Origin of the sequence: Klebsiella sp. KP20-425-1, assembly GCF_025813515.1 — a bacterium.
Lineage (GTDB): Bacteria > Pseudomonadota > Gammaproteobacteria > Enterobacterales > Enterobacteriaceae > Klebsiella > Klebsiella pneumoniae.
This window is the reverse complement of sequence record NZ_CP109614.1, coordinates 130,506-150,023: the sequence shown is the minus strand read 5'-3', so window position 1 is coordinate 150,023 and position 19,518 is coordinate 130,506. Positions and strand designations below refer to the sequence as shown.

Annotated in this window: 22 protein-coding genes; 12 read left to right on the top strand and 10 right to left on the bottom strand. The window is 53.3% G+C overall.

Annotation, left to right across the window (positions count from 1 at the left end; genetic code table 11):
* The 5 genes from OHJ17_RS00735 to coaD all read left to right on the top strand — a co-directional run bounded on the left by OHJ17_RS00735 (position 1) and on the right by coaD (position 4,732).
* A complete protein-coding gene (locus OHJ17_RS00735; RefSeq protein WP_032433689.1) occupies positions 1-1,095 on the top strand; it encodes a glycosyltransferase in 1,095 nt (364 codons plus the stop codon).
* A 29-nt stretch (positions 1,096-1,124) separates the two neighbouring features.
* Positions 1,125-2,114: a glycosyltransferase gene (locus tag OHJ17_RS00730; protein WP_004173909.1), complete on the top strand. Its 990-nt coding sequence runs from the start codon at positions 1,125-1,127 to the stop codon at positions 2,112-2,114.
* 91 nt (positions 2,115-2,205) lie between these two features.
* Positions 2,206-3,480, top strand: a complete 1,275-nt coding sequence (gene waaA, locus OHJ17_RS00725) for a lipid IV(A) 3-deoxy-D-manno-octulosonic acid transferase (protein ID WP_004145263.1) — start codon at positions 2,206-2,208, stop codon at positions 3,478-3,480.
* Positions 3,480-4,256, top strand: a complete 777-nt coding sequence (locus tag OHJ17_RS00720; RefSeq protein ID WP_004145264.1) for a glycosyltransferase family 2 protein — start codon at positions 3,480-3,482, stop codon at positions 4,254-4,256. Before waaA ends, OHJ17_RS00720 begins: the two co-directional genes overlap by 1 nt.
* Positions 4,253-4,732 (top strand): pantetheine-phosphate adenylyltransferase, encoded by a 480-nt coding sequence (gene coaD, locus OHJ17_RS00715; RefSeq protein ID WP_002922501.1) that lies wholly within the window; start codon positions 4,253-4,255, stop codon positions 4,730-4,732. Before OHJ17_RS00720 ends, coaD begins: the two co-directional genes overlap by 4 nt.
* 187 nt (positions 4,733-4,919) lie before the next feature.
* Here coaD and mutM read toward each other — a convergent pair whose 3' ends face one another.
* The 4 genes from mutM to radC form a co-directional block, all read right to left on the bottom strand.
* Positions 4,920-5,729, bottom strand: coding sequence for a bifunctional DNA-formamidopyrimidine glycosylase/DNA-(apurinic or apyrimidinic site) lyase (gene mutM, locus OHJ17_RS00710; protein WP_004173907.1), 810 nt, complete (start codon positions 5,727-5,729; stop codon positions 4,920-4,922).
* 134 nt (positions 5,730-5,863) lie between these two features.
* Positions 5,864-6,031 carry a 50S ribosomal protein L33 gene (gene rpmG / locus OHJ17_RS00705; RefSeq protein WP_002922510.1) on the bottom strand — a complete coding sequence of 56 codons (168 nt, stop codon included), beginning with the start codon at positions 6,029-6,031 and terminating at the stop codon, positions 5,864-5,866.
* A 20-nt stretch (positions 6,032-6,051) separates the two neighbouring features.
* The gene (rpmB, locus tag OHJ17_RS00700; protein WP_000091955.1) at positions 6,052-6,288 is read right to left on the bottom strand and encodes a 50S ribosomal protein L28; all 237 of its coding nucleotides are present in this window, start codon (positions 6,286-6,288) and stop codon (positions 6,052-6,054) included.
* A 216-nt stretch (positions 6,289-6,504) separates the two neighbouring features.
* The gene (radC, locus tag OHJ17_RS00695; protein WP_002922589.1) at positions 6,505-7,170 is read right to left on the bottom strand and encodes a RadC family protein; all 666 of its coding nucleotides are present in this window, start codon (positions 7,168-7,170) and stop codon (positions 6,505-6,507) included.
* Between the two features lie 172 nt (positions 7,171-7,342).
* Here radC and coaBC point away from each other — a divergent pair, with 172 nt between their 5' ends.
* The 3 genes from coaBC (at position 7,343) to slmA (ending at position 9,714) form a co-directional block, all read left to right on the top strand.
* On the top strand, positions 7,343-8,557 hold the full coding sequence (gene coaBC, locus OHJ17_RS00690) for a bifunctional phosphopantothenoylcysteine decarboxylase/phosphopantothenate--cysteine ligase CoaBC (RefSeq protein ID WP_004188117.1): 1,215 nt from the start codon (positions 7,343-7,345) through the stop codon (positions 8,555-8,557).
* A complete protein-coding gene (gene dut, locus OHJ17_RS00685; protein ID WP_004145270.1) occupies positions 8,535-8,993 on the top strand; it encodes a dUTP diphosphatase in 459 nt (152 codons plus the stop codon). The genes coaBC and dut overlap by 23 nt, the downstream gene beginning before the upstream one ends.
* Before the next feature lie 124 nt (positions 8,994-9,117).
* Complete coding sequence (gene slmA / locus OHJ17_RS00680) at positions 9,118-9,714, top strand: nucleoid occlusion factor SlmA (protein ID WP_002922598.1); 597 nt, start codon at positions 9,118-9,120, stop codon at positions 9,712-9,714.
* 47 nt (positions 9,715-9,761) lie between these two features.
* On the opposite strand, the gene pyrE is transcribed toward slmA, so the two are convergent.
* The 5 genes from pyrE to OHJ17_RS00655 form a co-directional block, all read right to left on the bottom strand.
* A complete protein-coding gene (gene pyrE / locus OHJ17_RS00675; RefSeq protein WP_032433690.1) occupies positions 9,762-10,403 on the bottom strand; it encodes an orotate phosphoribosyltransferase in 642 nt (213 codons plus the stop codon).
* A gap of 110 nt (positions 10,404-10,513) precedes the next feature.
* The gene (gene rph, locus OHJ17_RS00670; protein ID WP_002922602.1) at positions 10,514-11,230 is read right to left on the bottom strand and encodes a ribonuclease PH; all 717 of its coding nucleotides are present in this window, start codon (positions 11,228-11,230) and stop codon (positions 10,514-10,516) included.
* Positions 11,231-11,326: 96 nt separating this feature from the next.
* Complete coding sequence (locus tag OHJ17_RS00665; protein WP_002922603.1) at positions 11,327-12,466, bottom strand: ABC transporter permease; 1,140 nt, start codon at positions 12,464-12,466, stop codon at positions 11,327-11,329.
* Positions 12,453-13,370 (bottom strand): ABC transporter ATP-binding protein, encoded by a 918-nt coding sequence (locus OHJ17_RS00660; protein ID WP_004173902.1) that lies wholly within the window; start codon positions 13,368-13,370, stop codon positions 12,453-12,455. Before OHJ17_RS00660 ends, OHJ17_RS00665 begins: the two co-directional genes overlap by 14 nt.
* A complete protein-coding gene (locus OHJ17_RS00655; protein WP_269465353.1) occupies positions 13,363-14,289 on the bottom strand; it encodes an HlyD family secretion protein in 927 nt (308 codons plus the stop codon). Before OHJ17_RS00655 ends, OHJ17_RS00660 begins: the two co-directional genes overlap by 8 nt.
* Here OHJ17_RS00655 and OHJ17_RS00650 point away from each other — a divergent pair.
* Positions 14,249-14,380 (top strand): hypothetical protein, encoded by a 132-nt coding sequence (locus tag OHJ17_RS00650; protein WP_050486007.1) that lies wholly within the window; start codon positions 14,249-14,251, stop codon positions 14,378-14,380. The genes OHJ17_RS00655 and OHJ17_RS00650 overlap by 41 nt on opposite strands.
* Before the next feature lie 37 nt (positions 14,381-14,417).
* On the opposite strand, the gene OHJ17_RS00645 is transcribed toward OHJ17_RS00650, so the two are convergent.
* Positions 14,418-16,118 carry a lysophospholipid acyltransferase family protein gene (locus OHJ17_RS00645; protein ID WP_032433691.1) on the bottom strand — a complete coding sequence of 567 codons (1,701 nt, stop codon included), beginning with the start codon at positions 16,116-16,118 and terminating at the stop codon, positions 14,418-14,420.
* A gap of 499 nt (positions 16,119-16,617) precedes the next feature.
* Here OHJ17_RS00645 and OHJ17_RS00640 point away from each other — a divergent pair, with 499 nt between their 5' ends.
* From OHJ17_RS00640 to OHJ17_RS00630, 3 genes are all read left to right on the top strand, one after another.
* A complete protein-coding gene (locus OHJ17_RS00640; RefSeq protein ID WP_002922636.1) occupies positions 16,618-17,481 on the top strand; it encodes a YicC/YloC family endoribonuclease in 864 nt (287 codons plus the stop codon).
* Between the two features lie 182 nt (positions 17,482-17,663).
* On the top strand, positions 17,664-18,410 hold the full coding sequence (locus OHJ17_RS00635) for an isocitrate lyase/PEP mutase family protein (protein ID WP_032433692.1): 747 nt from the start codon (positions 17,664-17,666) through the stop codon (positions 18,408-18,410).
* Positions 18,411-18,412: 2 nt separating this feature from the next.
* On the top strand, positions 18,413-19,471 hold the full coding sequence (locus OHJ17_RS00630; RefSeq protein ID WP_004151500.1) for a bifunctional transcriptional activator/DNA repair enzyme AdaA: 1,059 nt from the start codon (positions 18,413-18,415) through the stop codon (positions 19,469-19,471).
* The last annotated feature ends 47 nt before the right edge of the window (positions 19,472-19,518 follow it).

Sequence of the window (19,518 nt, the reverse complement as noted above, 5' to 3'; positions counted from 1 at the left end):
ATGCGCATCTTATTTGTGATTGACGGTTTACCCGGCGGCGGCGCGGAAAAAGTGGTCCTGACCCTGGCGGCACAGTTCCTGCGCGACGGCGATCGGGTGTCGCTCATTTCGCTGCGCGATGTCTGCGAGTACCCATTGCCCGAGGGGCTCGACTACCAGGTAGTTGCCGATCGCTGCCGTAAACCGTGGCGCAAGCTGACCGAGCTGTCCCGCCGCGCCCGCCAGCTGGATGCCGCAGTCGTGCGGGCCGAACAGCAGGGGCAATTTGACCTTGTGCTCTCCAACCTGCACAAAACCGACCGCATCGTCGCCCGCAGCCGGGCGCTGCGCGAGCGTAACGTCTGGTTCTGTCTGCACGGCGTATTCTCTGCCTCCTATCTCGGGCACCGCACCGGCTTTGACCGCTGGATGAAGCAGCAGAAAATTAAGCGAATTTATCAGGGTCGCAACGTGGTGACGGTTTCCGACGCGGTGGGGCGAGATCTGGTGAAAGAGTTTGCCCTGCGCCCGGCACAGCTGAAAACCATCTACAATCCCTTCGATATCACCGCCCTGCGCGCCGAGGCGGAAGCCGATAGCGAGCGCCCGGACGGTGACTACCTGATTCACGTCGGTCGCTTCCATCCGGGCAAACGCCATGACCGCCTGCTTGAAGCCTATGCGCAGAGCGGCATCGACGCACCGCTGGTGCTGCTAGGCCAGGGAAAACCGGAGCAAGAGCAGCGCCTGCGCCAGCTGGCAAAAACGCTGCACATTGACGATCGGGTGTGGTTCAAAGGCTTTCAGAAAAACCCCTTACCGTGGATAAAAGGCGCACGGATGCTGGTTTTGAGCTCCGATAGCGAAGGATTCGGCAATGTGGTGGTGGAGGCGCTGCTGTTACATACTCCGGTCGCCAGCACCCGCTGCCCCGGCGGCGTCACCGAGATCCTCACCGGCGAACTTGCCCGCGGTCTGGCGGATCTGACCAGTCCGGCGCTGGCTCAGACGATGCAAAGCATTTACCATAACCCGCCGGCCATCGACGATGCCGCGCTGGAAAAATTCAGCGTCGTATCCATTTGTCAGCAGTACCGTCAGCTGCAGCGCACCTGACGCCGTTAGTTAACCAGGATCGAAGATTTATGAGTCAAACGCCTTTATTGAGCATCGTGGCTGCCGTCTACAACGGTGAGAAATTTCTAGCGCAATTCTTTGAGTGCATTGAACAGCAGCAGCTGGACAGCTATGAACTGATCCTGGTGAACGATGGTTCGACAGACAACAGCCTGGCGGTGATCGCCGAATGGCAGGAGCGGCTGCAGAACGTCCAGGTGCTGGAGCAGGAAAACCAGGGCGTCTCGGTCGCGCGCAATACCGGCCTCGCCGCCGCCAGCGGCAAATATCTCGCGTTTCCGGATATCGACGACAAACTCTATCCGGGCATGTATCGCACGCTGCTGGAGATGGCCGAGAAAGAACATCTCGATATCGCTACCTGCAACGGCACCTATGTGTACGAAAAGCGCCGCGAGAGCCACCCGATCTTCCCACTGGATCGCCTGCCCTCGACGGATGTACTGCCGGGCCATGTCTGGCTTAAGCAGGCCCTGGACTCGCGGAAGTTTCTGCACGTCACCTGGCTTAATATTTATCGTCACGACTTTATCCGCCAGCATCACTTCCATTTCGAGCCTGGCCTGCGCCATCAGGATATCCCATGGACCACAGAAGCCCTGCTGGCCGCGGAGCGCGTGCAGTACACCAGTCAGCAGTTCTATGATTACTACATTCACTCTGAGTCGGTGTCGCATAAGCCGGACAACGACGACACGCTGATGCGTTCGGCGCGCCACTATATGAAGATTCTGGAGATGCTGGAGGCGATTAACCAGCGCTACCCGGATAAAGTACGCCATATCGCCGCCTGTCGCTGGCAGATCGCCAAAGAAGGCCTGGGGATCATCCATACCTTCGATAGCATGAAAGATGAGTCCAAAAAGCATGTTATTATTAACGAGTTCTTCGACCGCGGTATCTGGCGGTTAATCTGGAAAAACGCCTGTACTTTCCGTTTACGCTGGCGCCTGGGACGCCGTTATCTGCGTATTAAGCGTTATCGCCACGCGGGATAGACCAAAAACCCGCTGTTTCCGCCAAAGAGATAGCTTTACGCGGGCTAAATGCTTAGAATTTGCCCGCCAAAACAGAGAACGGATAAATAGTTTGGAATTGCTTTATACCACCCTACTTTACCTTATTCAGCCGCTGGTGTGGCTGCGGCTGCTGCTGCGCAGTCGTAAGGCTCCTGCCTATCGCAAACGCTGGGCGGAACGCTATGGCTTCTGTCAGAACAAGGTAGAGCCGGATGGCATTCTGCTGCACTCCGTTTCCGTCGGCGAGACCTTAGCCGCCATTCCGCTGGTCCGCGCCCTGCGCCACCGCTACCCTTCTCTGCCGATCACCGTCACCACCATGACGCCGACCGGCTCCGAGCGCGCCATGTCGGCGTTTGGCAAAGATGTTCATCACGTCTATCTGCCCTACGATCTGCCCGGCGCCATGAACCGCTTCCTGAACACCGTTCAGCCGAAGCTGGTGATCGTTATGGAGACCGAGCTGTGGCCGAATATGGTGGCCGCGCTGCATAAGCGTAAGATCCCGCTGGTGATCGCCAACGCGCGCCTGTCCGAACGTTCCGCTAAAGGCTATGCCAAACTGGGCGGCTTTATGCGCCGCCTGTTGAGCCGCATTACGCTTATCGCCGCGCAGAATGAAGAAGATGGTAACCGCTTCCTCTCTCTGGGGCTGAAGCGCAACCAGCTGGCGGTCACCGGCAGCCTGAAATTCGATATCTCCGTCACGCCAGAGCTGGCGGCCCGGGCGGTGACGCTGCGTCGGCAATGGGCACCGCACCGCAAGGTCTGGATTGCCACCAGCACCCACGACGGTGAAGAACAAATCATCCTCCAGGCGCATAAAAAACTGCTGGAGACTTTCCCGAACCTGCTGCTGATCCTTGTTCCCCGCCATCCGGAGCGCTTCCCTGACGCCCGTGAGATGGTACAAAAGGCTGGGATGAGCTTTACTCTGCGCAGCACCGGCGAGATCCCCTCCTCCAGTACCCAGGTAGTCATTGGCGATACCATGGGCGAGCTGATGCTGCTCTACGGCATTGCCGACCTCGCCTTCGTCGGCGGCAGCCTGGTGGAGCGCGGCGGCCATAACCCGCTAGAGCCGGCGGCGCACGCCATTCCGGTGCTGATGGGTCCGCATACCTTCAACTTCAAAGATATCTGCGCCAAGCTGCAGCAGGACGATGGCCTGATCACCGTTACCGATGCCGATTCGCTGGTCAGGGAGGTGTCCACGCTCCTGACCGATGAAGATTACCGTCTGTGGTATGGCCGTCACGCGGTGGAAGTGCTGCACCAGAACCAGGGCGCGCTGTCGCGTCTGCTACAGTTACTGCAACCTTACCTGCCGCAGCGGAGTCATTAATGTCGAACCGGCTTTCCGTGGTGATGATCGCTAAAAACGCCGCCGACCTGCTGCCGGATTGTCTGGGCTCCGTTAGCTGGGCGGATGAAATTATCGTCCTCGACTCCGGCAGCACCGACAACACCGTTGAGCTGGCCCGCCGCCTCGGCGCCCAGGTCTATACCCATACCGACTGGCGAGGCTATGGCATTCAGCGCCAGCGCGCGCAGGATTACGCCACCGGCGACTGGGTGTTGATGATCGATACCGATGAGCGCGTCACGCCAGAACTCAGGCAGGCTATTCTTAAGGTACTGGACGCCCCCCAGCGCGGCGCCATCTACAGCATCGCCCGCCGTAACTATTTTCTCGGACGCTTTATGCGCCACAGCGGTTGGTATCCCGATCGCGTCCTGCGCCTGTACGAACGCGCCCGTTACCGCTATAACGATAATCTGGTCCATGAATCGCTGGATAGCCTGGGCGCCGAGGTTATTCCGCTGACCGGCGATCTCCTGCACCTGACCTGCCGCGACTTCGCTGGCTTCCAGCAAAAACAGCTGGCGTATGCCGCCGCGTGGGCGCTTGAGCGTCACCAGAAGGGCAAGAAGACCTCGATGGCAGGGATTTTCAGCCATACGCTGGGCGCGTTCCTCAAGACGTTGCTATTGCGCGGTGGGGTGCTGGACGGTAAACAGGGATGGTTACTGGCGATGGTCAACGCGCAGTATACGTTTACGAAATATACCGAGCTGTGGGCGCTGAGCCACGGCTACTCGGAGAAAGAGTCATCATGAGCACAAAAGCGATCTATCCGGGTACCTTCGACCCCATCACCAACGGTCATATCGATATTGTCACCCGCGCGGCAAGTATGTTCGATAAAGTGGTGCTGGCTATCGCCGCCAGCCCGAGTAAAAAGCCGATGTTCAGCCTTGATGAGCGCATTGCGCTGGCAGAGCAGGCGACGGCCCACCTGGTGAACGTGGAGGTTATCGGCTTCAGTGATTTGATGGCCAATTTCGCGCGCGCGCAGCAGGCCAATATCCTGATCCGCGGCCTGCGGGCGGTGGCGGATTTCGAGTATGAGATGCAGCTGGCCCATATGAACCGCCACCTGATGCCCACCCTTGAGAGCGTGTTTCTGATGCCGTGCAAAGAGTGGTCGTTTATCTCTTCCTCACTGGTGAAGGAAGTGGCGCGCCACCAGGGCGACGTTTCTCACTTTCTGCCAGCTAATGTGCATCAGGCGCTGTTGAATAAGCTGAAGTAACGCATCTGCCGGGACATGAGCCACGTCGGCTGGCGCAGCACTACGCCGCTGGGCCATTCACACCGGCTCTGTCCCGGTCTTTGTGCCAGATGGCGCTACGCTGACCTGGCCTACAAACGCCCCCGGCCCACCAGATGCGCACCCGAAGGCCCGCTGACCTGGCCGACAAACATTCCTGTTCCTGAGACTACTTCTGGCACTGACGGCAATAAAAGGTCGCCCGCTGGGCATGTTTGGTCCCGACGACCGGCGTGCCGCAGATCCGGCAGGGTTCGCCCTTGCGGCCATAGACCTGTAGCTCCTGGGCGAAGTAGCCCGGCTTGCCATCGCTTTGCAGGAAATCCTTTAACGTGGTGCCGCCCTGCTCTATCGAACGCAGCAGGACCAGCTTAATCACCTTCACCAGCTGCTCACACTCTTCCCGCGACAGCGAGGACGCCAGCCGGTCAGGATGGATCCCGGCGGAGAACAGCGATTCACTGGCGTAGATATTCCCCACGCCCACCACCAGCTTGTTATCCATCAGCCAGGGTTTGATCGCGGTTTTCTTCTTCGCGCATTTTTGCTGGAGATAGTCGGCGTTGAACGCGTCGCTGAGCGGCTCCGGGCCAAGATGGGCCAGTACCGGATGGCCTTCCAGCGTTCTGGTCCACAACCAGGCGCCAAAGCGGCGTGGATCGGTGTAGCGCAGCACTTTGCCGTTACTCATGACCAGGTCAACGTGATCGTGTTTTTCAGCAGGCAGCTCTTCGCTCAGGATGCGCAGGCTCCCCGACATCCCAAGATGGACGATGATCCAGCCGTCCGGCAGCTCCAGAAGCAGGTATTTGGCGCGGCGACGCACGCTGAGAACCGGAACGTCGCTCAGGCGATAAATCTCTTCGGAAACCGGCCAGCGCAGCCGTCCGTTGCGCACGACGGCGTGCAGAATGGTTGCGCCAACCAGGTGCGGCTCGATGCCGCGACGGCTGGTTTCAACCTCTGGTAATTCAGGCATGATTTTCCTCCGTTTACCCGACGTATTGTGCTTCACGGACAGGTGACTGAAAAGGGAGTATGTGAAAGCAATATGGGGAGTTTTAAAAACAAAAAACCCCGCCGAAGCGGGGTTTTTATACAAGGAGGCTAAAATTATTTGATTTTAGCTTCTTTGTAGATAACGTGCTGACGTACAACCGGATCGTACTTTTTCAGTTCCATTTTTTCCGGTTTGGTACGTTTGTTCTTCGTGGTGGTGTAGAAGTGACCAGTACCAGCGGAAGAAACCAGCTTGATTTTCTCACGAATACCTTTAGCCATGATTTATTTCCTCTAAGTACTTAGTACTTTTCGCCACGGGCACGCAGTTCAGCCAGAACTGTATCGATGCCTTTCTTATCGATTACACGCATACCTTTAGCAGATACGCGCAGGGTGACAAAACGCTTCTCGCTCTCAACCCAGAAACGGTGAGAGTGCAGGTTCGGCAGGAAACGGCGTTTAGTCGCGTTCAGTGCGTGGGAACGGTTGTTACCGGTCACCGGACGCTTGCCAGTAACTTGGCAGACTCGGGACATGTCTATTCTCCAAAAATCAAATTAGCTCGAGCTTCGTATGGGGTATTGGCGCCTCGTCAGGCTTTACAGCCTGGTCATCGCAGTTCAATGTGAACTCTCGACTGCCAGGCCCAAATGCCAAACCCGAGATTCTCAAAGGTGGCGTAGTATACGCTGACTCGGCGATGTGCTCAAGTCCCGAACAGACAAAGATCCCGAAGGATCGCCAGTTCGGGGCTAAATCCAGCCACGTTCGGCAAAAGATACATACGCACCGCGGCCGATAACCAGATGGTCAAGCACGCGTATCTCCATGAATCTACAACATTTTATCACCCTTTCGGTAATCAGTCTGTCGGCCTGACTTGGCTCCGGGCTACCGGAGGGATGATTATGCGCAAGGATCACGGCGGCGGCGTTCACTTTGATGGCTTCGCGTACAATTTCTCGCGGATGCACCTCAACGTGGCTAAGAGTACCAGAAAAAAGACGACTATGTTTCAACACCCGGTTCTGATTATCTAAAAAGATCACCATAAAGATCTCGCGCTCCTCTTCCGTCAGCTGGCTTTGTAAAAACTCGCGCGTCATCGAGGGGGTGACCAGCGCGGCCTCCTCGACCAGCTGCGAGCTAAAATAGCGTCGCGCCAGCTCGGCAATGCCCTTCAGTTGGGCATATTTCGCCAGCCCCAGTCCGTCTACAGCAATCAGTTGCGCTTTATCAGCGGAAAGCAGAGCGTAGAGTGAGCCAAAACGCTGCAGTAACGCCTGGGCATAGCTGAGCACATCCTGACGACGCGTGCCGACGCGCAGAAACAGCGCCAGCAGCTCAACATCCGTTAGCGTTTCGATGCCGTATTGCAGCATCTTCTCCCGTGGCATCAGATTTTCCATTCCGTCCATGCGCCCTCCTGGGTGAATCAGCCTATCCTGGCACAGCCTGACGGCGCTGCCGACCCGCCGATTTTCACCCTGCGTAGCCGCTCGCAAAGTGAATGCCCGGCAGAGGCACGACGGCGGCAGGATTGTGATAAGATGCGCGGATTCTGGTCTACGGCAACAGGAAGACATCATGATGACTCTGGCGGGTAAAAAAATCGTCCTGGGCGTCAGCGGCGGCATCGCGGCGTATAAAACCCCGGAACTGGTGCGCCGGCTGCGTGAACGCGGCGCGGAAGTGCGTGTCGCGATGACGGAGGCGGCAAAAGCGTTCATCACCCCACTCAGCCTGCAGGCGGTATCCGGCTATCCGGTTTCCGACAGCCTGCTCGATCCGGCGGCGGAAGCGGCAATGGGCCATATTGAGCTCGGTAAATGGGCCGACCTGGTGATCCTCGCCCCAGCGACCGCCGATTTAATCGCTCGCGTGGCGGCCGGCATGGCCAACGATCTGGTGTCGACGATCTGTCTTGCCACTCCATCCCCGGTTGCCGTGGTGCCCGCCATGAACCAGCAGATGTATCGCGCGCAGGCCACCCAGCATAATCTGCAGACGCTCGCTACCCGCGGGCTGCTGCTATGGGGACCAGACAGCGGTAGCCAGGCCTGCGGCGACGTCGGCCCGGGGAGAATGCTCGATCCGTTAACTATCGTAGACATGGCCGCGCAGCATTTCGCCTCCCCTGTCAAAGATTTGCAACATCTCAACCTCATGATTACCGCGGGCCCGACCCGTGAGCCATTGGATCCGGTGCGTTATATCACCAACCACAGCTCTGGCAAGATGGGCTTCGCGATTGCCGCCGCCGCAGCGCAGCGGGGCGCGAACGTGACCTTGATCAGCGGGCCGGTATCGCTACCGACCCCGCCGTTTGTGCAGCGCATTGATGTCACTACCGCGCTGGAGATGGAAGCGGCCGTCCAGGCTGGCGCCCAGCAGCAGCACATTTTTATTGGCTGCGCCGCGGTAGCGGATTACCGCGCCGCCGTCATCGCCGAAGATAAAATAAAAAAACAAGGTGATGAATTAACAATAAAAATGGTTAAAAACCCGGATATAGTGGCCGGGGTCGCGGCGCTAAAATCACATCGTCCCTACGTCGTTGGGTTTGCCGCCGAAACGAATAATGTGGAAGAATATGCGCGGCAAAAACGTGCCCGCAAGAACCTCGACCTGATTTGCGCCAACGATGTTTCCCAGCCTAATCAGGGATTTAACAGCGACAGCAACGCACTACACCTTTTCTGGCAGGATGGGGAAAAGCGCTTACCACTTGAGCGCAAGGAACTCCTGGGCCAATTATTACTCGACGAGATCGTGACCCGTTATGATGAAAAAAATCGACGTTAAGATTCTGGACCCGCGTGTCGGCCAGCAATTTCCGCTGCCGACCTATGCCACCTCCGGCTCCGCCGGACTTGACCTGCGAGCCTGTCTCGACGACGCCGTAGAGCTGGCGCCGGGCGCAACCACGCTGTTGCCGACCGGCCTTGCGATTCATATCGCCGATCCCTCTCTGGCGGCGGTGATCCTGCCGCGCTCCGGCCTGGGTCATAAGCATGGCGTAGTCCTGGGCAACCTGGTGGGCCTTATCGACTCCGATTACCAGGGGCAGCTGATGGTGTCCGTCTGGAACCGCGGTCAGCAGAGCTTTATTATCGAGCCGGGCGAACGTATCGCACAGATGGTCTTTGTGCCGGTCGTTCAGGCGGAATTTAACCTGGTGGAATCCTTCGATGCCACCGACCGCGGCGAAGGCGGCTTCGGTCACTCAGGGCGTAAATAAGCCCAGCAACACGGAATCTGCATCCCAACGCGCATAACGCAATAACATTACCGCAAGCCCTGGTTTGCGGTCGCGTTGTGGATGTCTGCCTGACAAGTGCTTATTTTCAGGGGTATTTTAAAACATGGCAGAAAAGCAAACTGCGAAACGGAATCGTCGCGAAGAAATACTTCAATCTCTGGCGCTGATGCTGGAATCCAGCGATGGTAGTCAGCGTATTACCACCGCGAAACTGGCGGCTTCCGTCGGCGTCTCTGAAGCCGCACTGTATCGCCATTTTCCCAGCAAAACCCGCATGTTTGACAGCCTGATCGAGTTCATTGAAGACAGTCTGATTACGCGCATCAATTTGATTTTGAAAGATGAAAAGGACACCACCGCGCGCCTGCGCCTGATCGTTCTGTTGATTCTTGGCTTTGGCGAGCGTAATCCTGGGCTGACGCGTATCCTCACCGGGCACGCGCTGATGTTCGAACAGGACCGGCTTCAGGGTCGCATCAACCAGCTTTTTGAGCGCATCGAAGCGCAGCTACGCCAGGTGATGCGCGAGAAAAAAATGCGCGAAGGCGAAGGCTACACCCTCGACGAAACCCTGCTGGCCAGCCAGCTGCTGGCTTTCTGCGAGGGCATGCTGTCGCGCTTTGTGCGCAGCGAGTTCAAATATCGTCCGACGGATGATTTCGACGCCCGCTGGCCGCTGGTCGCCGCACAGCTGCAGTAATCTTCTTCTGAGATGCCCGGTAGCGTGACGCTTACCGGGCTTATGTCTTAGACGCCGTAGGCTTCACGATAGGCGCGAACTGACGCCAGGTGTTCCGCCATCTCCGGCTTTTCTTCCAGGTAAGCGATCAGCTCTTTCAGAGTGATGATTGAGATAACCTGGCAGCCGTAATCCCGCTCCACTTCCTGAATGGCGGAGATCTCGCCGCGGCCGCGTTCCTGACGATCCAGGGAGATCAGAACGCCCGCCAGCTGCGCGCCCTGGGCCTGGATAATCTCCATGGATTCGCGAATCGCCGTACCGGCGGTGATCACGTCATCCACCAGCATTACCCGGCCCTGCAGCGGGCTACCGACCAGATTGCCGCCTTCGCCATGGGTTTTTGCCTCTTTGCGGTTAAAGCAGTAAGGCAGATCGCGGTCATGATGCTCGGCTAACGCCACCGCGGTGGTGGTGGCGATTGGGATTCCTTTGTAGGCCGGGCCAAACAGCAGGTCAAACTCAATTCCGGAATCCACCAGCGTCTCGGCATAAAAACGGCCCAGCAGAGCCAGATCGCGCCCGGTGTTAAACAGGCCGGCGTTGAAGAAATAGGGGCTCTTGCGCCCGGATTTCAGCGTGAATTCGCCAAACTTAAGAACCTGCTTGCTAAGCGCAAACTCAATAAACTGGCGCTGATACGGCTTCATGGATTCGCTCCTTTGGTACTTTTCATCATTGTCAGACTGCGCGCTCCCCTTCGCAGGTGTGATGAAGGATAAAGCGCAAAAAAAAGGCGACTTCTCAGTCGCCTTAATCATTAATTTTCTAACGCCGCCTTCTGCGTCGTGATAATGGACTCGATCCCCCCTCGGGCTAACGCCAGGAGAGTGAGGAGTTCTTCATGGGTAAACGGCTCACCTTCCGCAGTGCCCTGCACCTCAATAATACGGCCATCTTCGGTCATCACCACGTTCATGTCGGTCTCCGCGGCGGAGTCTTCGATGTACTCCAGATCGCAGATGGCTTCGCCATTTACGATACCGACGGAGACCGCGGCCACCATCCCTTTCATCGGATTGGTTTTCAGCTTGCCGGCGGCGACCAGCTTATTCAGCGCATCGGCCAGCGCCACGCAGGCACCGGTAATGGAGGCAGTGCGGGTGCCGCCGTCGGCCTGCAGTACATCGCAGTCGAGAGTAATCGTGAATTCGCCCAGCGCTTTCAGGTCAACCGCTGCGCGCAGCGCACGGGCAATCAGGCGCTGAATTTCCATCGTCCGGCCGCCCTGCTTGCCTTTTGCCGCTTCACGCGCGTTACGCGTGTGCGTAGAACGCGGCAGCATGCCGTATTCAGCGGTGATCCAGCCCTGGCCCTGGCCTTTCAGGAAACGCGGAACGCCTTCGTCAATAGAGGCAGTGCACAGCACTTTGGTATCACCGAATTCGACCAGCACGGAGCCTTCAGCGTGTTTTGTGTAATTACGGGTCAGGGTGACGGGACGCACCTGATTAGCGCTACGGCCTGCTGGACGCATGATAGAAATCTCCGGCTTGAAACGAATGTGAGGGCGCATTATACGAATTTCATGGCAAAAAGCCTATGCCCACTCCAGCCGGACGCGCCGATAATGTCAGTCCAGCGTTTTACGATAAGATTTCAACCCCACGCCAATGACAATCACCGCCAGGCCTATCAGCGGCAAGAGGTCAGGCAACAATGCCGTTGCTGAATAGCCTTTCAGCATAATGCCCTTAACCAGGCGGATGAAGTAGGTCAGCGGTAAACAGGATCCAATGGCTTTCGCCCAGTCAGGCATACTAATAAAGGGGCTAATAAAGCCGGACAGCATAATGGAAGGGATAAAGTAAAAAGAGGACATTTGCAGCGCCTGCAGCTGGTTTTGTGCTAAGCCAGAAATACCGATACCAATCGACAGACAAAGAAAGACATAAATTAACAGCACAAAAAATAGTAGGAAGACGCTACCGTGAAGGGGGATATCGAACAACAAAACGGCGGCAATCAGGATTAACGTCGCCTGAAACAGACCAATGATAACAAAAGGCGTTATTTTCCCAATAATAACCTCAAGCCCGGACAACGGAGAGACCAGTAAATTTTCTAACGCCCCGTTTTCTCGCTCGCGGGTAATTGACAGGGCGGTCATCAGGATTAACGTTGTACTGAGTATCGACCCCATAATACCGGGAATAGTATTAAACTGGGTTATCCCCTCAGGGTTAAACATGCGATGAATGATAAGCTCGAAATCATCCTCTTTTTGCACCACACGCATGTCGCCCGGCAAATCGTGCTGAAACATCGACTTCGCCACCTGCACAAGGGCGCTGAGCGCATTCCCCGTGGTGATCGGATCGATGGCATCCCCCTGAATTAATAGTTGTGGCTTTTCTCCACGCAGTAACTTGCGCGTAAACCCCTCAGGGATCGTCACGATAAAAGTGACATCCCCCCGCACAAAGGCTTTCTGCGCCGCCTCTTCTGAATCGACAGGAATCATCGAAAAATACCCGGTATTTTGCGCTTCCGTCACAAAGATTTGACTCATGCGTTCGGTATCATAATTTAGTAAGGCGGTCGGAAGATTATGCGGATCCATATTGATGGCATAGCCAAGAATGATCAGCTGAAAAAGAGGTGTCAGGAGCACCATACTGATGCTGACTTTATCACGGCGTAGCTCGTGAATTTCCTTAATAACCACGCCAATCCACCGCGTAACGGAGAAGCTAAAATTAATTTTTTTCACAATTATTTTTCATCAAGTAGGTAAATGCATCTTCCAGATTGGTATCCACCTTACAGAACTCATAACCCTGTTGCGTAAATGCAAAAAGCGCGGATTTTAACTTCGCTTCATCTCTGGATGTAATATAAAGCTGATTGCCAAAAATGACCGTTTGCTCAATATCCGGCAAGCGCTGTAGCTGGCTTTCAAGCAGCGTCAGACCGGCGCCGCTGGTTCGCATGGTGATCAAATTCTGGGAGGCGATAATCGACGCAATAGTGCCATTCGCCAGCAGCCGACCATAAGATAGATAGGCAACCTTATGGCAGCGCTCAGCCTCATCCATATAATGCGTGCTCACCAGTATCGAGATCCCCCGGTCAGAGAGCTGGTGCAGCATTTGCCAGAACTCTCGCCGCGCCTTGGGATCCACGCCAGCAGTCGGCTCATCCAGAAATAGCAAAACAGGTTCATGCAACATACAGGCGGCGAGGGCCATTCTTTGCTTCCAGCCCCCAGAAAGCTCCTTAGCCAGCTGGTGCTGTCGGGCAGTGAGGCCTAACTCAGAAAGCGCACGTTCAACCCGATCTCTACGCTGATCGAGGCTATATAATCGCGCAATAAAAAGTAAGTTTTCCCGAATAGTTAAATTTCCCCACATTGAGAAATATTGGGTCATGTAGCCTATCTTTTTCTTTATCTTTTCCCGCTGCGTAAAGATATCCATACCCAGACAAGTACCTTCACCGGAATCCGGCGTAATCAAACCACACATCATTCGAATCGATGTCGTTTTTCCGCTACCGTTCGGACCGAGAAAACCATAGATCTCGCCTTTTGCCACCTGTAAAGAGAAATCCTTTACGACGTGATGCTCGCCAAAATGTTTATTGAGATTTTTTACATCAATACAAAGATTATTCATCGCCAATAATCTCCACATCAAACGGTTGGCCGATTTTCATCCGCCCTGCCTGCTGCAGCGCAGGGATAGCCTCCGCCATAAAAATGAGCTTCTCACGACGTTTCGTACTATAAATAACTGGAGGCGTAAACTCGGCCTCAGGGCTGATATAGTTAATAACGCCAGCAATGGGCTCAGCGCAACCATCGCATATAAGTTTTACCTTAGATCCGATTTTAAATTTACCGAGCTTCGCTTCGGGTATAAAGAAGCGTACTTTTATATTCTCAGGAGGTAACAGACTGATTATTGGTTTACCAGCAGAAGGGCGCTCCCCGGCACGATAAATAATATCGAAGACTTTAGCATTGACCGGAGAAACAATCGTCGTTTGCTGGACATCCCACAGCGCCTTATCCCGTTCGAGTTTTGCCGCGGCCACCATTGAGCGCTGCTTGCTAATCTCATCCTGCCGGGCAGGGAGTTGCCGTGCTTTGAGTTGATTAATTAACTCTTCAACCTGTGCGCCTTTTTGAGTTAATTCATCCCGGATATCCTCCCATTCCGCAAGCGATATGGCATGATTGGCGTAAAGATTACGATATCGCCCAAGCTGCCGCTTTACCTGGGATTCTGCCGATTGTGCTTTTTTAATCTGCGAACGTATAATATCCAGCTCTTCAGGCCGTTCTCCAGATTCCAGATTTCGTAATAGAGCGCTCTCTGCTGATAGTTTTTCCTCAGCGCGCAGGAAAATATTTTGCGCATCGAAGGACTCAATCTTCACTAACTCCTGTCCTGCGGCGACGTTATCTCCTTTATTGATCAAGATCCGTTCTATTTTTTCATTACCAGAATATGAAAGGTATACAAATTCTCCATGTGAATAACCGGATAACATGTTATCTGATTTGTTATCACATCCGGTGAGTATCAGCACCGATATCAATATAATAAATATATTTATTGGCTTTCGCATTAAAACGCATCCATACGTATATCATTTCCCTTATCATTACGGTCTGGATTAAGGCACGCTCGCTCCAGGACCGTACAGCCATCGTCAGTTTAATCTTTTAAATAATGCTTAACGTAGCTTTCATTCAATTTATCTATAGAGCTCAGATTTAACCCAGCTATCGAATTAAAAGAATCATCTTTTGTGAATGCAAGAATCGACGATCCGCCCGGGGAGAACCATTTAGCACTCTGTTTAAAAGGCCAGGGAAGTTCATAACCTTCTTCTCTCAGCAGGTGATTGAGCATGCTCCAGTCTGCTCTAAAATCTTCGCCACAAAATGGAGTATCATCCTGTACATTTTCGGCAGTGAACAATGCTATCGGCGAACAAAAATCAGCTGTCGAGGAAAAGTATATATTATAGAAACTGATGATGAGTTTCTGTACTTTTTCAGGAAAAGTTCCAGGAATGGTCAGCACACCCAGCAAGTATTTATAGTCCGGATATCTTTTTATAAAGTCAAATATCCCTTGCCATAAATAATCAAGCACCTTACTTTTTTGATAAGGTTTCTGAATAAAGCCGCGGCCAATTTCCACACACTTCTCTAAACAGGAATAGGCATTATCATGGTATTTAAACAAGCTGTTGCTATAGAGGCCTGTTACACCATGTTGGGCCAGCTGCTCGCCAACGGGCATAACACGATATGCTCCCAGGATTTCCACATCAGAAGGATCCCACAAAATGATATGATAATAACTTTCATCAAAAACATCGTTATCTCGGTCGTTACCAGTTCCGGCACCAATATCGCGATAACAGCGTTCTCGTAAGCGCCCTAACTCATCAATAATAGGTGAGGTTCGGTTAGTATTACAGCGATATATCACTAGTTTTCTACCGTCTTCAAACTGCCTTAATATTTCGCACTCCTCTATTGCGCTAATTAGCTCCTTTTTACCTGGTTCTAATTCTTGCGGCGCAATCGTATCTAACATAGCCGGGCCATTCTTCGCTATACTCTGGAGGTGCGTCAAACATACATTTGCCGCGGCAGAAAGATCTTTATTGTATTCTTTAAACGAGGATAAGGCTATTTGCTGTCCTATATTGATTTTCATGGTCTTGCCATGATGGCGGAGAGCTTCACGAATAACCATCATGTTCGACAGTTGCCGCCAGAATGTTGCAGTAAGATAATAAATCTTACTGTTTGCTCCCGTAATATGAATTGGTACCAATGCTGCATTATTTCTCATAGCAAGCTGTAAAAAACCGGGGTGCCACTTATGCTCCTGTAACCCGGAAAGAGACCAGTTAGCCAGCTTACCCGCAGGACATATAATCAATACGCCTCCTTTTCGCAGGTGATCGTTCATCTCGCGGAATTTTTTATGGCTCATCTTACCGGCCATATTCTCAATTCCAATGGTAAGTTCCGATACCTGGGGGAATATAATTGGCAAAACGTGATTAGCTATTATTTTTATATCACTCCTGACTCGGGAGACCGTATGTATTAAGCTAAGTCCATCGATAACCGTCGGATGATTTGAAATAACAACCGTAGCCCCATGCCCAGGTATGTTGTTAAGTTGGTGGTGTTCGCTTTCACATTTCAACTCAAGGAGTTCAACAACTGCATTAACCCACTCGACCCCATTTTTATTAACGAGTCGCTCGTTATATATTAAGCGAGAAAATACCTTATTGCCAAATGCCGTCCTGAACAGCCATTTTTTCCAAAAAGGTATGGTTGTATTTGGAAAAAATTCCCTTACGACTCTGTCAAAGATAGCGTCCATATTAAAATCCTTTTTATAAAACTCATCTTAAACGACTATACTAGCGTTCTTTCAGTCGGACAATACCGCATAAAACTTAAAAAGGCCAAAACAAAACAATTAGATATAATTAATACAACAGTATTCTCACCATAAATACAATCACCAAAGTTTTAATAAATTTATAGTAATCAATGCAAAAAAAACATACATAATGCTTAAAGGTAATACCCTATCTCATTTCTGGTGGTTATACTTCCTAAAACTCACAGAATAGCTTTTCTGGCGGTATATGCATTTGTACAAAGGCATCCGAATTCCATGCCCGCATCTAATATCAGAAAATATTAACTACGGATTCCCATAATATATAACCCCACCTACAGCCCCTGGCGAAAATAACTTTGCGGCGATATCCCTTAAAACAATCGTCCTTGAAGTATTTCATCACTATTCCTGTTAAGTCACCGCCCGCACGGCTATAATCCTTGCATTCATTATTACGAAAACAGGAACGCCTATGATCCGCAGTATGACCGCCTATGCCCGCCGTGAAATCAAGGGTGACTGGGGTAGCGCCGCATGGGAGCTGCGCTCGGTAAACCAGCGCTATCTGGAAACGTACTTCCGCCTGCCGGAGCAGTTCCGTAGTCTGGAGCCCGTGGTACGCGAGCGCATTCGCGCCCGCCTGACTCGCGGTAAAGTCGAATGCACCTTGCGTTTTGAACAAGATCCCAGCGCTCAGGGTGAACTCATCCTCAACGAAAAGCTGGCTAAACAGCTGGTAAACGCTGCCAACTGGGTGAAAATGCAGAGCGATGAAGGGGAAATCAACCCGGTTGATATCCTGCGCTGGCCGGGCGTGATGGCCGCCAAAGAGCAGGATCTCGACGCCATCGCCGCCGACATTCTGGCCGCTCTTGACGGCGCGCTGGACGACTTCATCGTCGCCCGCGAAACGGAAGGCCAGGCCCTGAAAGCGCTTATCGAGCAGCGGCTTGAAGGCGTGAGCGGCGAAGTGGCGAAAGTTCGCGCTCATATGCCGGAAATTCTCCAGTGGCAGCGCGAGCGTCTGGTCGCCAAGCTGGAAGATGCGGAAGTGCAGCTGGAAAATAACCGCCTTGAGCAAGAGCTGGTGCTGATGGCGCAGCGTATCGACGTTGCCGAAGAACTGGACCGTCTCGAAGCGCACGTTAAAGAGACCTATAACATTCTGAAGAAGAAAGAAGCTGTGGGTCGCCGTCTCGACTTTATGATGCAGGAGTTCAACCGTGAATCGAACACCCTGGCGTCAAAATCGATTAACGCCGAGGTGACCAACTCCGCGATTGAGCTGAAGGTACTCATCGAGCAAATGCGCGAGCAAATCCAGAATATCGAGTAACGCTTTCTCGTTTGTTAATGTATTTCGGTATCCAGGGCCATGATAAATCATGGCCTTTTTATTTATCTCTCTCACGGGCGAATGATAAGAATCTACTTATAAAAAATAGTCGTCCAGTTTTCGGTTGTGGCAAATAAGCACAACGCGGCACAGTCAGGAAAACACTACCGCGAGAGAAAAGAATGGACTTTAATGCGCTTCACCAGCAAAACCAACCTTTGTTGCTTGCCAATGTCTGGGATGCCAGCAGCGCTCAGGCTGCTCAGCAGGCTGGTTATCAGGCGCTGGGATCCTCCAGCGCTGCTATCGCCGCAATGTTAGGGTATGAAGATGGCGAAGAGATGAGTTTTGACGAGCTGTTTTATGTCGTCTCACGCATCAAAACCGTTAGCGAACTGCCGTTAAGCGTCGATTTAGAGGCGGGCTACAGCGCGACAACCAGCCACATCATTGACAATATCCGGCGTCTGGCGCATCTCGGCGTGAGTGGAATAAATCTCGAGGATAGTCATGTGGTGGATAGTACGCGTCGTCTTGACGATGCGGAGCGCTTTGCCGTCAAACTGCAGGAAATCACCCGCGCCTGTCCCGGTCTGTTTGTTAATGTCCGCACCGATACCTTTCTTCTCAACGTACAAGATGCGCTGGTTCAAACGCTCTATCGCGGTCAACTCTACGCCAAACACGGCGCATGCGGTTTTTTTGTGCCTTGCGTCACCCGCGCGGAGGATATTACCGCCATCGTTCACCACGTGCCTTTACCCTTAAACGTAATGTGTATGCCTGAGCTGGCTGACTTCAGCACCTTATCGACACTGGGCGTAAAACGAATTTCGATGGGCAATTTTATTTATGCTGCGACGCAGGCCAGACTGAAAGACTTATTATGTCAGGTGCAAACCCAACACTCTTTCTCAGGTGTTTTTTGACCATGAAAATTACCGACAGCATGCAGTGCGATATCTGGTATCAGGCGCTGCTTGAACGCGCGGTGGAATTCACCGGCGTTTTTTTCGTCGGCGTGAAAACCACCGGCGTATTTTGTATCTCGGTCTGTCGGGCGCGAAAACCCCGGCGGGAAAACGTCGAATTTTATAATGACTTTAAATCCGCGCTGGATGCCGGCTTCCGGCCATGCAAAGTCTGTCGCCCGACGGAGAATGCCCGGACGGCCCCCGCCTTTGTTGAACAAGCGCTCCGCCTGCTGCGAGAAGCTCCAAAGGTCCGCCTCAGCGATAGCGAGCTACGTCAGCACGATATTAGCCCGGAACGCGTTCGCCGCTGGTTCCTGCAAAACCACGGGATCACCTTTCAGGCTTTTCAACGGATGCAGCGTTTGAATATGGCGCTTCAGGAATTAAAAGCAGGCCGCTCAACTACCGATGTCGCTTTCGATAGCGGTTACGAGTCCTTAAGCGGCTTCGGCTATACCTGCAAAAAATTGACCGGTTTCGCACCCAGCGCGCAACGCCAGGTTGTTTTAATTCATCGTTTTACCACCCCGTTAGGGCCAATGTTTGTTTGTGCAACGCAACGGGGAATTTGTCTGCTGGAGTTTGTCGACAGACGAGCGCTGGAGTCAGAATTCAGCGACCTGCAGCGGCGGTTCAACGCCAGCATCATCGCAGGTGAAAATGCCCACACCAGGCAGGCGCAACAGGAAATAACGGAGTATTTCGCCGGACAGCGTCAATCGTTCGAGGTGGCGCTTGATACCCCAGGCAGCGAATTCCAGCGAGCGGTCTGGCGCCGTTTACAGCACGTTAGCTTCGGTGAGACGACGCATTATCAATCGATTGCGATGGAGATAGGTAAACCAACGGCCACGCGCGCGGTGGCTGCTGCAAACGGCGCTAACCGCGTCGCGATTATCATCCCGTGCCATCGAATTATCGGCAAAGATGGTTCGATGACCGGTTACGGCGGCGGCATTGCACGAAAAATATGGCTTATTAACCATGAGGCAACCATCAGGGAAAAACGCGGCTGATTTTACTTTCAGGATCAACGGGCCCCTCCCGGACTTTCACCGCGGCT

Bases quoted from the DNA above. Each gene is read 5' to 3' on its own strand.
- rpmG (WP_002922510.1), bottom strand. From the start codon at position 6,031: ATGGCTAAAGGTATTCGTGAGAAAATCAAGCTGGTTTCTTCCGCTGGT.
- coaD (WP_002922501.1), top strand. From the start codon at position 4,253: ATGAGCACAAAAGCGATCTATCCGGGTACCTTCGACCCCATCACCAAC.
- OHJ17_RS00645 (WP_032433691.1), bottom strand. From the start codon at position 16,118: ATGGACGCTATCTTTGACAGAGTCGTAAGGGAATTTTTTCCAAATACA.
- OHJ17_RS00650 (WP_050486007.1), top strand. From the start codon at position 14,249: ATGTTATCTGATTTGTTATCACATCCGGTGAGTATCAGCACCGATATC.
- OHJ17_RS00735 (WP_032433689.1), top strand. From the start codon at position 1: ATGCGCATCTTATTTGTGATTGACGGTTTACCCGGCGGCGGCGCGGAA.
- rpmB (WP_000091955.1), bottom strand. From the start codon at position 6,288: ATGTCCCGAGTCTGCCAAGTTACTGGCAAGCGTCCGGTGACCGGTAAC.
- dut (WP_004145270.1), top strand. From the start codon at position 8,535: ATGATGAAAAAAATCGACGTTAAGATTCTGGACCCGCGTGTCGGCCAG.
- pyrE (WP_032433690.1), bottom strand. From the start codon at position 10,403: ATGAAGCCGTATCAGCGCCAGTTTATTGAGTTTGCGCTTAGCAAGCAG.
- OHJ17_RS00660 (WP_004173902.1), bottom strand. From the start codon at position 13,370: ATGAATAATCTTTGTATTGATGTAAAAAATCTCAATAAACATTTTGGC.
- OHJ17_RS00720 (WP_004145264.1), top strand. From the start codon at position 3,480: ATGTCGAACCGGCTTTCCGTGGTGATGATCGCTAAAAACGCCGCCGAC.
- OHJ17_RS00635 (WP_032433692.1), top strand. From the start codon at position 17,664: ATGGACTTTAATGCGCTTCACCAGCAAAACCAACCTTTGTTGCTTGCC.
- OHJ17_RS00730 (WP_004173909.1), top strand. From the start codon at position 1,125: ATGAGTCAAACGCCTTTATTGAGCATCGTGGCTGCCGTCTACAACGGT.
- coaBC (WP_004188117.1), top strand. From the start codon at position 7,343: ATGACTCTGGCGGGTAAAAAAATCGTCCTGGGCGTCAGCGGCGGCATC.
- mutM (WP_004173907.1), bottom strand. From the start codon at position 5,729: ATGCCTGAATTACCAGAGGTTGAAACCAGCCGTCGCGGCATCGAGCCG.
- rph (WP_002922602.1), bottom strand. From the start codon at position 11,230: ATGCGTCCAGCAGGCCGTAGCGCTAATCAGGTGCGTCCCGTCACCCTG.
- slmA (WP_002922598.1), top strand. From the start codon at position 9,118: ATGGCAGAAAAGCAAACTGCGAAACGGAATCGTCGCGAAGAAATACTT.
- OHJ17_RS00640 (WP_002922636.1), top strand. From the start codon at position 16,618: ATGATCCGCAGTATGACCGCCTATGCCCGCCGTGAAATCAAGGGTGAC.
- radC (WP_002922589.1), bottom strand. From the start codon at position 7,170: ATGGACGGAATGGAAAATCTGATGCCACGGGAGAAGATGCTGCAATAC.
- OHJ17_RS00630 (WP_004151500.1), top strand. From the start codon at position 18,413: ATGAAAATTACCGACAGCATGCAGTGCGATATCTGGTATCAGGCGCTG.